At 48.3% G+C, this 13630-nt stretch carries 15 protein-coding genes; 8 read left to right on the plus strand and 7 right to left on the minus strand.

The window, feature by feature from the left end; translation table 11 throughout:
- The first annotated feature begins 14 nt into the window (after positions 1-14).
- The 4 genes from HHX48_RS00225 to HHX48_RS00240 all read left to right on the plus strand — a co-directional run bounded on the left by HHX48_RS00225 (position 15) and on the right by HHX48_RS00240 (position 3551).
- Complete coding sequence (locus HHX48_RS00225; RefSeq protein ID WP_191021640.1) at positions 15-605, plus strand: SPOR domain-containing protein; 591 nt, start codon at positions 15-17, stop codon at positions 603-605.
- 162 nt (positions 606-767) lie between these two features.
- A complete protein-coding gene (locus HHX48_RS00230) occupies positions 768-1256 on the plus strand; it encodes a CvpA family protein (protein ID WP_191022556.1) in 489 nt (162 codons plus the stop codon).
- Between the two features lie 14 nt (positions 1257-1270).
- Positions 1271-2788 carry an amidophosphoribosyltransferase gene (gene purF, locus HHX48_RS00235; protein WP_191021641.1) on the plus strand — a complete coding sequence of 506 codons (1518 nt, stop codon included), beginning with the start codon at positions 1271-1273 and terminating at the stop codon, positions 2786-2788.
- Between the two features lie 106 nt (positions 2789-2894).
- Positions 2895-3551 (plus strand): tRNA-uridine aminocarboxypropyltransferase, encoded by a 657-nt coding sequence (locus tag HHX48_RS00240; RefSeq protein WP_191022558.1) that lies wholly within the window; start codon positions 2895-2897, stop codon positions 3549-3551.
- Between the two features lie 2 nt (positions 3552-3553).
- Here HHX48_RS00240 and HHX48_RS00245 read toward each other — a convergent pair whose 3' ends face one another.
- Together HHX48_RS00245 and HHX48_RS00250 are read right to left on the minus strand one after the other, a co-directional pair.
- Positions 3554-4153: a Yip1 family protein gene (locus tag HHX48_RS00245; RefSeq protein WP_191021642.1), complete on the minus strand. Its 600-nt coding sequence runs from the start codon at positions 4151-4153 to the stop codon at positions 3554-3556.
- A 153-nt stretch (positions 4154-4306) separates the two neighbouring features.
- Positions 4307-6787: a vitamin K epoxide reductase family protein gene (locus HHX48_RS00250; RefSeq protein WP_191021643.1), complete on the minus strand. Its 2481-nt coding sequence runs from the start codon at positions 6785-6787 to the stop codon at positions 4307-4309.
- Positions 6788-6818: 31 nt separating this feature from the next.
- On the opposite strand from HHX48_RS00250, the gene HHX48_RS18880 reads away from it, so the two are divergent.
- From HHX48_RS18880 to HHX48_RS00260, 3 genes are all read left to right on the plus strand, one after another.
- The gene (locus HHX48_RS18880) at positions 6819-6944 is read left to right on the plus strand and encodes a hypothetical protein (RefSeq protein WP_263406902.1); all 126 of its coding nucleotides are present in this window, start codon (positions 6819-6821) and stop codon (positions 6942-6944) included.
- A 19-nt stretch (positions 6945-6963) separates the two neighbouring features.
- Entirely contained in the window at positions 6964-7728 is a 765-nt protein-coding gene (gene miaE / locus HHX48_RS00255) for a tRNA isopentenyl-2-thiomethyl-A-37 hydroxylase MiaE (RefSeq protein ID WP_191021644.1), read from the plus strand.
- A 136-nt stretch (positions 7729-7864) separates the two neighbouring features.
- Positions 7865-8563, plus strand: a complete 699-nt coding sequence (locus tag HHX48_RS00260; RefSeq protein ID WP_191021645.1) for a hypothetical protein — start codon at positions 7865-7867, stop codon at positions 8561-8563.
- Here HHX48_RS00260 and HHX48_RS00265 read toward each other — a convergent pair.
- From HHX48_RS00265 to HHX48_RS00275, 3 genes are all read right to left on the minus strand, one after another.
- On the minus strand, positions 8560-9180 hold the full coding sequence (locus HHX48_RS00265) for an OB-fold-containig protein (protein WP_191021646.1): 621 nt from the start codon (positions 9178-9180) through the stop codon (positions 8560-8562). The genes HHX48_RS00260 and HHX48_RS00265 overlap by 4 nt on opposite strands.
- A gap of 108 nt (positions 9181-9288) precedes the next feature.
- Positions 9289-10017, minus strand: a complete 729-nt coding sequence (lpxH, locus tag HHX48_RS00270) for a UDP-2,3-diacylglucosamine diphosphatase (RefSeq protein WP_191021647.1) — start codon at positions 10015-10017, stop codon at positions 9289-9291.
- Positions 10018-10081: 64 nt separating this feature from the next.
- A complete protein-coding gene (locus HHX48_RS00275) occupies positions 10082-10573 on the minus strand; it encodes a peptidylprolyl isomerase (RefSeq protein ID WP_191021648.1) in 492 nt (163 codons plus the stop codon).
- A gap of 154 nt (positions 10574-10727) precedes the next feature.
- Between HHX48_RS00275 and cysS the strand changes: the two genes are divergently transcribed.
- Positions 10728-12104 (plus strand): cysteine--tRNA ligase, encoded by a 1377-nt coding sequence (gene cysS / locus HHX48_RS00280; protein ID WP_191021649.1) that lies wholly within the window; start codon positions 10728-10730, stop codon positions 12102-12104.
- On the opposite strand, the gene HHX48_RS00285 is transcribed toward cysS, so the two are convergent.
- Positions 12085-12570 (minus strand): methyltransferase family protein, encoded by a 486-nt coding sequence (locus tag HHX48_RS00285; RefSeq protein ID WP_191021650.1) that lies wholly within the window; start codon positions 12568-12570, stop codon positions 12085-12087. The two genes, cysS and HHX48_RS00285, sit on opposite strands and share 20 nt — an antisense overlap.
- Complete coding sequence (locus HHX48_RS00290; protein WP_191021651.1) at positions 12570-13625, minus strand: ion transporter; 1056 nt, start codon at positions 13623-13625, stop codon at positions 12570-12572. The genes HHX48_RS00285 and HHX48_RS00290 overlap by 1 nt, the downstream gene beginning before the upstream one ends.
- Positions 13626-13630: the final 5 nt, after the last annotated feature.

Below are 13630 nucleotides of genomic sequence, written 5' to 3' on the forward strand. Positions count from 1 at the left end.
AACAGGAGTATTCAGTGAGTTCGGCCCTTCAAAACCGACTGGTAGGTACTGTCATTGTGGTGGCCCTGGCTGTCATTTTTTTACCTGACTTTCTCAATGGTAAGCAGGAAACGGTTAAAGCCGACTTTGCCAGTGTACCGGCTACGCCGGAAAAAAAGCCCATTGTAGAGCCGGATAACTTTCCCTCCGAACGCGTTGCACGCGCTGCACAACGTCCCATCGAAATCGTAGATGAAAAAGCGGTAGATGACCCGGTAGCGGCTGGAGAGCAAAACGATATTGAGGCAGCTGACAGTGTTGCGGCTAATAATGATCTCGCCAGCCAGACGGTGGTTAAAGCTCCGTCTGATACAGCTGAAGATGCCGGGTGGGTGATTCAGCTGGGGAGTTTCCGTCATAAAAAAAATGTTCAGCAATTACTCAATAAGCTGGAAAAAGCCGGGTACCGGGCATTCAGCCGAGGGATCAAAACGAACTCGGGGGCGCTGACTAAAGTATTTGTAGGCCCTGATCTGAATAAGAAAAAGCTCGAAAATGCTTTACCCCATCTTAAGGAACTAACCGGACTTAAGGGAAAGGTGACTGAGTTTAAGGTTAATTCGTAATCTGAAATGCCTGTTTTAACCTGCGCACTTTATGAACAAATTTCTTAGTGCGATACCTTTTTCAGATTGGTAATGCCCTATGCTTCTGGTAGAATGCGCGCCATCTTGACGCTGAGACGACTGCCGTGCTCGTTTTCATAAGGTATGAGCTAATTTAACGTGTTGAACTGGGTCGATTTTTCAATAATTGGTATCATCGCGATATCAACCCTTATTAGCCTCGTCCGGGGTTTTGTAAAAGAAGCCATCTCTTTAGTCGTCTGGTTTGGCGCCTTATTTGTTGCCAGCCAGTTTTTTGCAGATTTAGCGGTCTATTTCACCAGTATTAATGATCCGGTGCTCAGAAACGGCGCGGCGATTGCGGTGCTCTTTATTATGACCCTGATAGTGGGTGGACTTATCAATCATACCGTTGGTCAGGCGGTACACGCATCCGGTTTATCGGGGGCTGATCGCATTCTTGGCGCTGTCTTTGGCGCATTGCGCGGCGTGTTGATTGTCAGTGCGCTATTATTTTTCATGGATACCTTCACGGCTGCGGCAACCGCAACGTGGTGGCAGCAATCTGTGCTGATCCCGGAATTCGGGGTCATCATCGAGTGGTTTTTTGCATTTGTAAAAGGCAGCTCCAGTTTTTTAACTCCCGCTTAAGATAGGTAAAACAGATGTGTGGTATTGTCGGAATAGTAGGTAAAACGCAGGTAGCGCAGTCACTTTACGACGGATTAACCGTACTGCAGCACCGGGGCCAGGACGCCGCAGGTATCATCACTATTGATCACAACCGGTTTAACTTACGCAAAGCCAATGGGTTGGTCAGAGATGTGTTTCACACACGTCACATGAAGCGTTTGTCAGGTACGATGGGGATTGGCCATGTTCGCTATCCTACGGCTGGAACATCCAGCTCAGCTGAAGCGCAGCCTTTTTATGTGAACTCACCATTCGGTATCGCTTTTGCGCACAATGGTAACCTGACAAACTCGCATGATTTGCAGGAAGAAGTGTTCCGTATTGCGCGTCGGCATATTAATACCTCTTCAGACTCGGAGTTATTGCTCAATATCTTTGCTCACGAGTTACAACAGTGCACAGAGCTTACTGTCAGTGCTGAAGAAATTTTCAAAGTGGTCACCCGGGTTCATAAAAAAATTCGCGGTGCGTATGCGGTCGTGGCAGCAATCATCGGACAGGGCGTTGTGGCGTTTCGTGACCCGCACGGTATTCGCCCACTGGCACTGGGTAAGCGTATTACCGAAATGGGCGAAGAGTACATGGTGGCCTCTGAGAGCGTAGCGCTTGATGCAGTAGGTTTCACCTTTATCCGTGATGTCGCCCCCGGAGAAGCAGTATTTATCAGTGAACACGGCGAATTACACACACAGCAATGTGCAGAGCATCCGTCGACATCACCTTGTGTATTTGAATATGTGTACTTTGCACGGCCCGATTCGTTTATTGATGGGGTATCGGTTTACGCATCCAGAGTGAATATGGGGCGCAAGCTCGGCGAAAAAATCGCCCGCGAATGGGCCGATAAAGACATTGATGTTGTGATTCCGATTCCTGAAACATCGATGGATGTTGCACTGCAAATTGCCAATACGCTGGAATTGCCTTATCGGCAGGGATTTGTAAAGAATCGTTACATCGGACGCACATTTATTATGCCCGGTCAGACGATGCGTAAGCAATCGGTGCGCAGAAAGCTAAATGCGATTTCGTCAGAATTCCGCGGCAAAAATGTCCTCTTGGTAGATGATTCAATAGTGCGCGGTACTACATCTGGTCAAATCATTGAAATGGCAAGGGAGTCGGGTGCTAATAAAGTTTACTTTGCTTCCGCCGCGCCAGAGATTCGTTTCCCGAATGTGTATGGTATCGATATGCCATCAGCCAATGAGTTGATTGCCTATGGCAGAGAAATTGAGCAAATTGCTGATCTAATTCAGGCCGACGGCCTGATATTCCAGGATATAAAAGATCTGGTGGAAGCGGTGCGTGAGGAAAACCCTGAAATTCAGCGTTTTGAAACATCGGTATTCGATGGCAGCTATATTACCGCTGATATTGACCAGGAGTACCTGGAGCGTATCGATTTGGCGCGGGGTGAATCAAGCCAGGCACCGGTGATGCAGGCCGAGTTATCAAACCTTGAAATGCACAATATGGATAACGACTGATTAGTCATGATGATTAGACAAAAGCCGCGCCCAGCGCGGCTTTTTTAATCCTGCATTGGGTTTTGTGATAAGGAAGAGCTGGTTGAACACTTCTTGTAACGCCGTTATGGCACTTCGCGACAAAGAGCTGTCTGGCTCGACAAAGCCTTTTGTGACAAGAGGCAGTCGGGTCATCAGGTGTGAATCGTGCCTGTTACCAAAACCACATTGTATATGTGACCAGAAGCCGGACGCGGTGGGAACATGTGCTGTGGTTTTATTAATGGCGCAGGGAGAATACTATAAACCCTCCAACACAGGTCGCCTGATTGCCGATGTCGTTCCTGAAAATTACGCCTATAAGTGGTGCCGCACGCAGGCGCAGCCTGAATTACTGCGCTTGCTGGCCGATACTTCTTACCAGCCTTATCTGATCTTCCCTCACGAGTACGCGCCGATGGAAAGGTGTGTGAACCAGGTAAAACCGTCAACCAGAAAGCCGCTGTTCATTTTTTTAGATGGGACATGGCGTGAAGCAAAGCGGATGTTCAGGAAAAGTGATTATCTGCAATGTCTCCCTGTTTTAAGTATTAGTACAGCTGAGCAAAATGATTATGTATTGCGGGAAGCCGCGCACGATTATCAGTTGTGTACCGCACAGGTTGCAGTCAAAATTTTTCAGTTGGCGGGTGAACAGGAAAGTGCGTTAGCACTGGACAACTATTTTAAGGTATTTACATCTCACTATCTTAAAGGGAAGCCCGACAGAAAGCACCGGGCCTGAATTTAATGTAAAAACTGTGGCCCGAAGCCTGAGCCCCAGGCAATGATAGTGGCCGCCATTAGTATACTGAGTAACACAAGTCCGCAGGTGATCACCGAGCTGGCGTAGATAAACCCTTTTTCTTCTGGAATATGCATGATGATGGGGACGCCGGCATACAATAGATACACTGAATACGACAGCCCTACAAGCCCGACACTCATTACAAACCAAAGCTGCGGGTAAAGCCCGGCAAATCCCACCATGAATAGCGGGGTTGCCGTGTAGGCCGCCAATTCGAGTGACTGGGTCCAGGTAGGTTTTGCATCAAAAATGGCTGCCAGTTCCCGAATAAGCAGCGACAGAGCCAGCACGCCAAGAAACAGACCGATATAAAGTCCGATACTGACAAAAACCGCGCTTTGTTCGGTGAGGCGGATCGTATCACCTGCACCTATTTTCCAGCCTAATTGTGTGGCCGAATAATACGTCACCAGCGAGGGTATTAGCGCAATGACCAGAATATGGCTTAATGCATACACACAGTTTTCATGCTTTCTGTCTATTGTCGCCCATTCTTCTCTGGGATGCGTATAAATGCCTAACAAGTGATTTAGGATCATAGCGTGGACCTACGGCAATCGTTTACAAATGGTTAACAATTAACCTATCGCCTAACCACCGTAAGAGTCAATAGAAAAGTATAAAAAATATACAGATTGCAACATTAACGCTCAGTAGGCGAGTAAAAACCCGCACCATCTGATGGCTCAGCGTTATACGATGACCTTTTCCCATTTTCCATAACGGCAGGAAATTGAACCTTTGCGCAGGCTAAGCGCGATAAGCAGCGGCCCGCATATAAGGCTGGATATCATCGATAGTGTACTTGCCTCGTATAAAAATGGCGCGGCCATTAAGCCAATGCCCAGAGGGATAAGCCCGTAGCGCGCTGCCCGCCCTGATTCAGCTGTGGCCGTGATGACAACGGTTAAGGCCAGTGCCCCCACAATATGATCGGCATTGGCCATGCCACCAGAAGTATCCAGTGTTATGCGCGTGAACATCAGCCACAGGCCAATAGGTATACACAAAGCAAGATTCCAGGGCAGAGTGACACCCCCGGCGACCATATCTTTGAGGACAACAAACGGGCCTCGCTCAAACTCGCGTTCGTCACCCTGCCATTTACCCTCATCAGTGTCGCCGGTAAAGAAAATGCGTAACAGCGGCCGCCCCTGTTTCTTCCTGCGCCACAAAAACTCGGTGGTTGCTACAAGCTCATCCAGTGAGTAGGGGATCTGAATCAGCATAGCAGCCGCACCAATCAGACACAGCGTGCACCAGGTGCCGATTACAATTGGCTGAATGATAATAAAAAAGATAGAAACCGCGCCCAGGGGTACGATCATAATGCCGAACAACATCACCAGCCAGGGCATCGTCCGCCAGCGGCGGGTCGAGCCCATCAGCCCGGTGAGAATTTCAAGGGCGTAAGTCAGGGCGCCTAACCCAGCATCGGGCACCGGCCACGCTTCTGAGACTTCAGAGGTAATTATTTCTTCCGTTCCATTTTTGGGATCGCCCGCGGCGCCTGCAAAGAAGGGCTCCCAGACTGCATCGATATGTCCCAACTGGTAGGCGCAAAGATATCTGGAGATAAAAAAGCCGACAAATGCCAATAAGATGATGGGCATGCGCTGCACCCAGCTTGACGGGTTAAAATCCCAGCCCGGCGGGACATTCGGGCCTGTTTCAGCGGCAACCAGCGAGACCCCCGGTGTGGGTCGCGAGCATACGGCAAAGCCGATGATCAACATGCCTACTATTGTCCCGTTGAGATACGCTGCCGCGGTGGGAGCCCAGAATACCAGCGGGGCAGTTAACACCCATAATCCCACAGCAGCGGCGGCCCAGCGGGCAAGGCTCATACGCCAGGACAAACTCAGACACCCAAAGACAAAAAGCGCGCCCCCCGATGCCATATCACTGATTATCATTCCCTGACTTTCATATCCCAGCAGAAAGGGGGCAGTAATCAGCCAGAAAGCCAGACCGATATTCAGAAAATGCGCCCAGATAAAGTTGTTATGGCTGGCTTTGTAATGCGCTTCATGTTTCTCGCGAATGGTATTGGCGTTGACATTTTTTTCTGTAGAAGTCTGCATCCAGTCAGGCATGGTGATGCCATTGGCTTCATACCAGGCGGGCGGATCGTTTTTCAGATTGCCAATCAGGTTGGCAAGCTCATCGTAGATTGCATGTTGCGGTGCCCAGCCAATCTGTTTTTTAACACGGGAGATATCTAAATCGTAATGGTCGCTGGACAAGTCAATCATAAACGGTTTGATAAACGGCTTTTCGCCATGGTCGAAGGCATCGGGCACCACAGGTTCGGTCTTTTCCTCCAGCCAGGCGCCGGGCTTTGCGATAAATTCCGGCACCGTAATGGTTTCCCATTCTTTCTCACCGTAAATAAGGTGACCGATACGGTTTTGCAAAGCCTGATAGCCCATGACGCTGTCTTCACCGGCCAGCAATACATTGTCTTCTGGCAGCGATTGTCGTTTGGCAACCAGCGTTGCAAATAAACTGACCATGTCGTCTTTATGCAAAAACGCCTGACCGGCCATTTTGTCGCCCGAATAAATCCAGCTTTTTAATTGCCGCTCATAGATTCTGGCAATCTGATAGCTAAGTGTTGGGACGGCGGTATTTTCGTCATAGAGCCCTGCCAGTCGAAGCAGCGAGTAGGGGATGTGTCCATGGTGTTCGCGCACCGCTGCCTCGGCATTTGCTTTAGATTCTGGATAAGCCCATCCGGGTGCTAATGGGGTATCCTCGTTAATTTTTTGCCCGGGAACTCCCGCTTCATGCACCAGCATGGTAGAGGCATAGAAAAAGTGCTCAACGGTAAAGTCCTGAAGAATGTCCAGAAAGTCGGCTGTTCCCTGCACGTTGAGTTCATCGTAGAGCGGATTCGCTTCACCGGTAAAATCGAAATAAGCCGCAAGATGAATGACGCTGGCGATATTCTTGCCGTGCTTGTCAGCAATTTTCTGCATGGCCAGCGCAATTGAATCTTTGGACGTAAAGTCGCATTCGTAACTTTCATCGGCGCTGTCTGCTGTTACCACATCCAGTCCTATCAGATGATAGTCGGTGTTGAGCGTTTCGCATATCGCACTCCCCACAGAGCCGGAGGCACCGGTGACCAGAATGATTTTTTTGCCTGACGTGCTGGTTGCTGTAGCCAAATCCTTACCCCACTGAGAAACTCATGACCGTATGAGTAATCAAAACGTTGCAACAGACGGTTCGGGTCATCGCTACGTTCAAAGTGAGCCAGCCGGTATGCTAATAGCGCAGGAATACTGGCCTGTGGTAGTATTGCGGCCTAACTATTTCTTTTAATCGAACAGGCGTTGTTATTGTGTTTGATTCTTCCTTACTTGCTCCCGTTCAGGCGTTCTTACAGGCAGAAACCCCCACCGAATGGGTTCGTGAAGCGCAGCGACCCGAAAACTTACGTGTCGTACTCACAGATCATCTAATCTGTGAGTTAAAAGCGGCGCAGTCGGCCATGTATCTGATTCGGCGCTATGCGGTGGATGAGGAAAGCGCCCAGGCATTATTGCAATGGCTTAAGCCTTACGAAGATTTTGTCTACCGGCAAAAGGGTGACTGGCAGGCGCTGGCACAAACAGCCAGTTTGAAGAAAACGATGTTACCGCGCTCAGACTCACCGTATGGCCAGGATCTCATTGATAAGATGGTGCTGTTGATTAAAGAAGAGTTGCATCATTTTTCTCAGGTCCTCCAGATTATGCAGGATTACGGCATGGAATATGAAAATGTCACATCCAGCCGCTATGCGAAGGGGTTGCTAAGGCATGTGCGTACCTATGAACCGCAGGCATTGGTGGATAAGCTGATTTGTGGTGCCTACATTGAGGCTCGCTCGTGTGAGCGCTTTGCGGTACTGGCGCCTCTGGTCGATGAACATTTAGGGCAGTTCTATGTCTCATTGTTACGCTCAGAAGCGCGCCACTTTGAGGACTACCTGAAACTTGCCCGCATGATAGCGAAGGAAGACATCAGTCAGCGAATTGCGTTTTTCGGTGAGGCTGAAGCGCGCTTAATTACTGAGGCAGATGATGACTTTAAGTTTCATAGCGGGGTGCCGGTGTCGGCATAAAATACAGTTACGACGCAGCTAATTTGCTATATAACTGAACTGGTTAGTGGTTTTTTTACTATTCACCCATTAACCCGTTTTAATCAATAGCGATTAAACCAGGTAATTAGCTTCTTAATTGAGGAATCGGCGAAGTATGGCTAACACGCAACATGAAGCGAGTGCACCTTATGTAACAGCCCCTGTCAGATTCAGTTTGCTGGAAGGTTTGCTGGTCTTCTGTACCGCCGGGTTGTATCTGCCCGTCTGGTTTTTCCTGGCTACGCGGGACATTCGCCGAATCACTGACGATGATGAGATAACCCCGTTTCTCTGGTCGCTGGTACCGCTGGTTTTTATTGTTCAGCCAATCGCGCTCAAGCGCTTTTTCGTCTATTTGCGACGTGCAGAGAAAAGGCTGAATATAAGAAGATGGCCTGCTTTTTTTGATTATCTGTGGATGATCCTGTTTTTCTCCTGCGGCTTGTTCTTTGCTATCGTCAGCGTGGTAGAGGTTGAGACGGTTTATCGGGTGCTGGTATCTGTGGGCTCGATCATCATTTTTATGTTTTTACACGCCCGGCTTAATACACTGCGCAAGCGGTGTAAGACAGAGTCTGTCGCGGCGCGTCGTTGGGGGTATAATTCACTTGAGTGGATCATGGTGCTGGTTTTTACGCCTATTATCTTGCTGTTATTTCTCTACACCTACATAAATTCAGATCTTCATAAAAACCTGCGGGCAAAAAAACTGATTCAGCAGGAGCAGGCGTTGCAGGAACGGCTTGAAGCACATCAGGAGCAGCTCGAGGCACAACAAGAAGATGCCAGAGAGCGACAAGAAGAGAACAACTAAATACGCTGTACCAGCCAATGTCCGCGCTTGATGCGGACCAGGGTCACTACATCGCCTGATTTAAGCACGTCATTTTCGTCACAGGGCTCCACCAGTATGTAAGCAGGCTCGTCGGTTTTTGTCAGTAGTCTGGCTTCAGTGGGGTGTGCAAGATAACCGGCGTCCATGGTTACCATTGCCCGAGCACCAATAAGCTTTTGCACCGTGTTTTGGTCAGCGCGGTGATATAATACTGAAGCAAGCCACAACGTACTGAAGTGGCTGAGAAAACTGGTTAAAGCAACGCTGATTATACTTAACAGAAATAATGAAGCAGGCGGCAGGCCTAACCACAGACTTACGGCAGTAATTGACAACACTACAACGGCAAAAAGACTCAAAAACATCGCCAGCCACAACATAAAAGGCAAATGATGTAAGCCAAACCAGCGCAGCGTCACTGTGCCAGAAGGGTAGAAGCGCTTTTTAGCAGTAAAAGGATAGTGTTCAGGGGTTTTGTACAGACCTAACACACTGGTTTTGTAAAACGCGGCGATGATTTCAGCGGCAAAAATCACCACCACAAGCATTATCGCGAGTGCAAACAGAGGGCTGGCGGCAATCAGTAATTCAGCCATTGTAGAAGCCAGAACGAACAACCAGATTCTATATATAGCATATATTGCATGTCGAGCCAGTCTTACCAGATAAGAGACCGCCCGGACTCGTTTCGATTTCTTTACTGGTTAGCCGGAAAAATCTCTTTGTTGTAAATCGATACTGTCAGGCGACACTTTTAACACTGACCCTTGATCGTACCAATCCCCCAGAACAATACGTTTAGCAGGCTGGCCATTAACCTGTAGAGAGTGAATAGCAGGTCGGTGCGTATGCCCGTGAATTAACTGCTGAACATTATGCTGTGTCATTACCCTGACAACTTCATCCGGGGTGACATCCATAATGTCCTGACGCAAATGCTTTTGATTTTCACGGCTTTCTTTTCGGCCGTTTTCAGCAACACGACGCCGAAACCAAAGTGGCATTGCCAGCATTAGTCGGGGCCACCACCAACTGCGCGATTTTTTACGAAACTTCTGGTACGCCACATCACGTGTACACAATTCGTCACCATGTGCGATGAGTGTCGGTATTCCATACAAATCAATCACGGTTTGCTCAGACAAAATAGTCATGCCTGCTTTATCAGCCCAGGATTGTCGGAGGGCAAAGTCGCGATTACCGTGAATAAAAAATATCGGCACAGTGTGGCTTACCGTCTTAAATGCGCTGGCAACTGATTCGTTAAATGGCGTAACGTTATCGTCGCCGATCCATACCTCAAACAAGTCGCCTAATACATACAAGGCATCAGCATCAGGGGCTTCCTCAGCCAGGAAACGAAATAAACAGTCGGTAATATCAGGACGTTCAGCAGCAAGGTGCAGGTCAGCAATAAAGTAGGTGATAGACATCAGGCAGGAAACACACGGTTAATGAGCGGGCAGTCAGACTGCCCGATATTTTCAAAGCAAAGAATCAGCTCAATTCAGCTTTTTCAATGATGACAGGTTCAACTGGCACGTCCTGATGAAAACCATGGCTGCCTGTTCGCACATCCTTAATTTTCTCTACAACGTCCATGCCCTCGACCACTTTGGCAAATGCACAGTAGCCCCAGCCATTCACTGATTCGCTGGTAAAGTTAAGAAAGTCATTATCTTTCACATTGATGAAAAACTGTGAGGTGGCAGAGTGTGGATCGTTGGTACGGGCCATAGCCACGGTGCCTTTTTCATTGGCTACGCCATTGTTTGCCTCGTTTTCAATTGGCGCGTTTGTTTTTTTCTGGTCCATGTCTTCGGTAAAGCCACCGCCCTGAACCATAAAGCCGTCAATGACACGGTGAAAAATTGTATTGTCATAAAAGCCGTCTTTGACATAGCTGATGAAATTCTCAACCGTTTTTGGAGCTTTATCTTCAAACAGCTCAAGTTTAATATCACCGAAATTAGTCTTTAACGTTACCATGTGTGTGCCTTTGTAAAAAAAATCAGAATCAGGTTATGGTAGCCCAATTCCCGGCAAAGATAAATCGACTCTGCGCCGCGTAAAGTAAGACTGTGACTTACTCGCCGACAGTGCTAAACTTTGCGCCCATTTTTATGAACAGGAATTGAGACAAATGCTACACCTTTACAATACCCGCACCCGAGAAAAAGCGCGCTTTGTACCGCTCAAAGAAGGTAAGGTGGGCTTGTATGTGTGTGGAATTACTGTCTATGACCTGAGCCATATGGGGCATGCCAGAACCTATTTGTCGTTTGATATTCTGGTGCGCTATCTGCGCCACCTTGGCTACGATGTTAACTATGTCAGAAACATCACTGACGTAGATGACAAAATTATTGCCCGCGCAAATGAAAACAACGAATCTGTCGATGCGCTGACCGAACGCACCATCGCCATGATGCACGACGACTTTGCGGCGATAAATTTATTACTACCTGATATTGAGCCTCGGGTAACCACCCATATGCCTGAAATTATTACCATTATCGAAACGCTGGTAAATAAAGGGTATGCGTATCAGGCAAACAGTGGCGACGTGTTATTTGATGTAAGTAAATTTGATGATTATGGCAAGCTGAGCAAGCAAAATCTTGAACAGCTCAATGCCGGGGCCCGCGTTGATGTTGCGGCCGGCAAAGACGATCCGCTGGATTTTGTGTTGTGGAAAAGCGTAAAGCCGGGTGAGCCATTCTGGACATCCCCCTGGGGCGATGGGCGTCCAGGATGGCACATTGAATGTTCAGCGATGAACCACAAACATCTTGGCGAGCATTTTGATATCCATGGCGGCGGTTCTGATCTGATGTTTCCGCATCATGAGAATGAAGTGGCGCAATCCTGCTGTGCTTATGACACACCTTATGTAAATACCTGGATGCACACGGGTATGGTGCAGGTCGATAACGAGAAGATGTCTAAATCATTGGGTAACTTCTTCACGTTGCGGGATGTGTTGCAGCAATATGATGCTGAAACACTACGGTTCTTCCTGATGTCTGCACATTATCGCAGCCAGCTTAGCTACACGCAGGACAATATTATTCAGTCCAGAGCGGCGCTGGAAAGACTGTATACCGCGCTTCGTGGTGTCAACGCATCAGAGCAGGTACGTGGTGATGAAGGCGGCTATCTGGCCCGGTTTGAGCAGGCAATGAACGACGATCTTAATGTGCCTGAGGCAATGTCGGTGCTGTTCGATGTAGCCCGTGAACTGAACAAGCAAGAGGCAGACTCTCCTGACGCGGCGACACTGGCAGGCGTGTTAAAACATCTTGGCGGTATACTCGGGTTGCTGGAATCCGATCCGGATACCTTCTTGCAGGGCGGTGGTGATGACGATGTTGCAGAGATTGAGGCGCTTATTAAACAGCGTAACGATGCCCGCGCACAGAAAGACTGGGCCGCAGCGGATGAAGCGCGTGACGCGCTCACGGCAAAAGGGATTGTCCTTGAAGATGGGCCAAACGGAACTATCTGGCGTCGTCAGTAGCTTTTACACCCAGCCAGCGCCGTGTGCGCTGGCTGTATCTGATATACGCCTCGCCGAATGCCTGTCTGAGAGCGTGCTCTTCAGGCCGAATCTGAAAATACTCAATGTATGCGCAGAACACCAGCGCCAGTATCAACACACCCCAGTCGTTCAGTATCACGCCATTAGCCACAATTAACAAAGCCATCGCCAGATAAATCGGGTTTCTGCTGTAACGAAACACGCCGGTAGTAATCAACGACGATGTTTTGGCAGGATCTCTGGGATCAACGGTGGTCTGATGGGTTCTGAATTGCACAACAGCCAGCACAGCGATGGCGCCGCCGCTGATAAACAGCAAACTTGCGACTATTAGATCAAATGCATCAGGAGACACTGGCTGTCTTACGTAAAGGTAGGGCAGACCGATAGCAATGATGCATACAATAACCGGGGGAATACGCAATGCTAAACGCCGGCCAGTCATTAACGTTTGTCCGGGTCAGCCGGATGCTCATTTACATCAGGCATGGGCATTGTTTGCGTTTTGCCACTTAAATGGTCTTTCCAGCGCTGTTGAGAGACATGCGCTTTAACCAGGTCAAAACATTCATCGACAACCTGCAATACTTCTTTATCCAGTGCATCAGTTTTGGGCGCATAACCCTGTACGCCCGATTGTATAAACTCATTGATACGTTCATCGCTGACATCGCTAAGCAGATTTATCAAAGATGCGGTAACGATATCTGTGATGGTCTGCTCCAGCGTTTTCTCAATACTTTTGCCCACTACCGGTAAATAAGACAGATTATTGAATTGCTGATTGTTCTTAACCGCTTTTCCCACGCTTTGTTTTACATGTTCGCGAATGACCGAGCCCTGATCGTTATCTGACAGGGTACTGCCCATATGCTGCATAACACCGGCTACCCATTGGGTGAGTACAGGGCGGCGGGGCGCAAGCACTTCCCGGGTGATCTTATCTATTAGCGGGGAGCCTTTCTTCACATCCTGCTGGATGTCTGCCAGTATTTTTACAACGATACGGTCACTGAGTTCTTCTACAAACACATCGTAATAAAATGCGAAGAAGCGATAAGTACGGGTACGATTTAAATCTATAATTTCAAATTTATGCAAGCGGTGCAGGATGGAGAAAATACGCAGAAAACGAAACAGACGGGTGAAGCCTAAAGGGATCAGACCAACAATGTCATACCAGTGTAAAACGGGAAAAAAATACCAGCGCAAATGCTCTTTGTTTACTACTGATACAACCCAGCGTATACAGAACTCAGTGAGAAATATGGCGATAAAAACTAAATCGATGAGCAGAAAGTTTTCGTGTACCGGCTTGTAGCCATGGTAAACAGCCGGCAGGTATTCAGACAGCAGATTTTGCATTGAAGCGGTTGAATACAGTGTATCAAACACCAGCCATGCCAGGTTTATCAGTAACAAAACCAGCATGAAAATATCAACGATTAACCAGGGGGCTTGATGACTCTTTCTTAGATTTTCCCGGTTAATCCTTAACATACGTC

Origin of the sequence: Salinimonas profundi (assembly GCF_014750655.1) — a bacterium.
In the GTDB taxonomy this organism is placed as follows: Bacteria; Pseudomonadota; Gammaproteobacteria; order Enterobacterales; family Alteromonadaceae; genus Alteromonas; species Alteromonas profundi_A.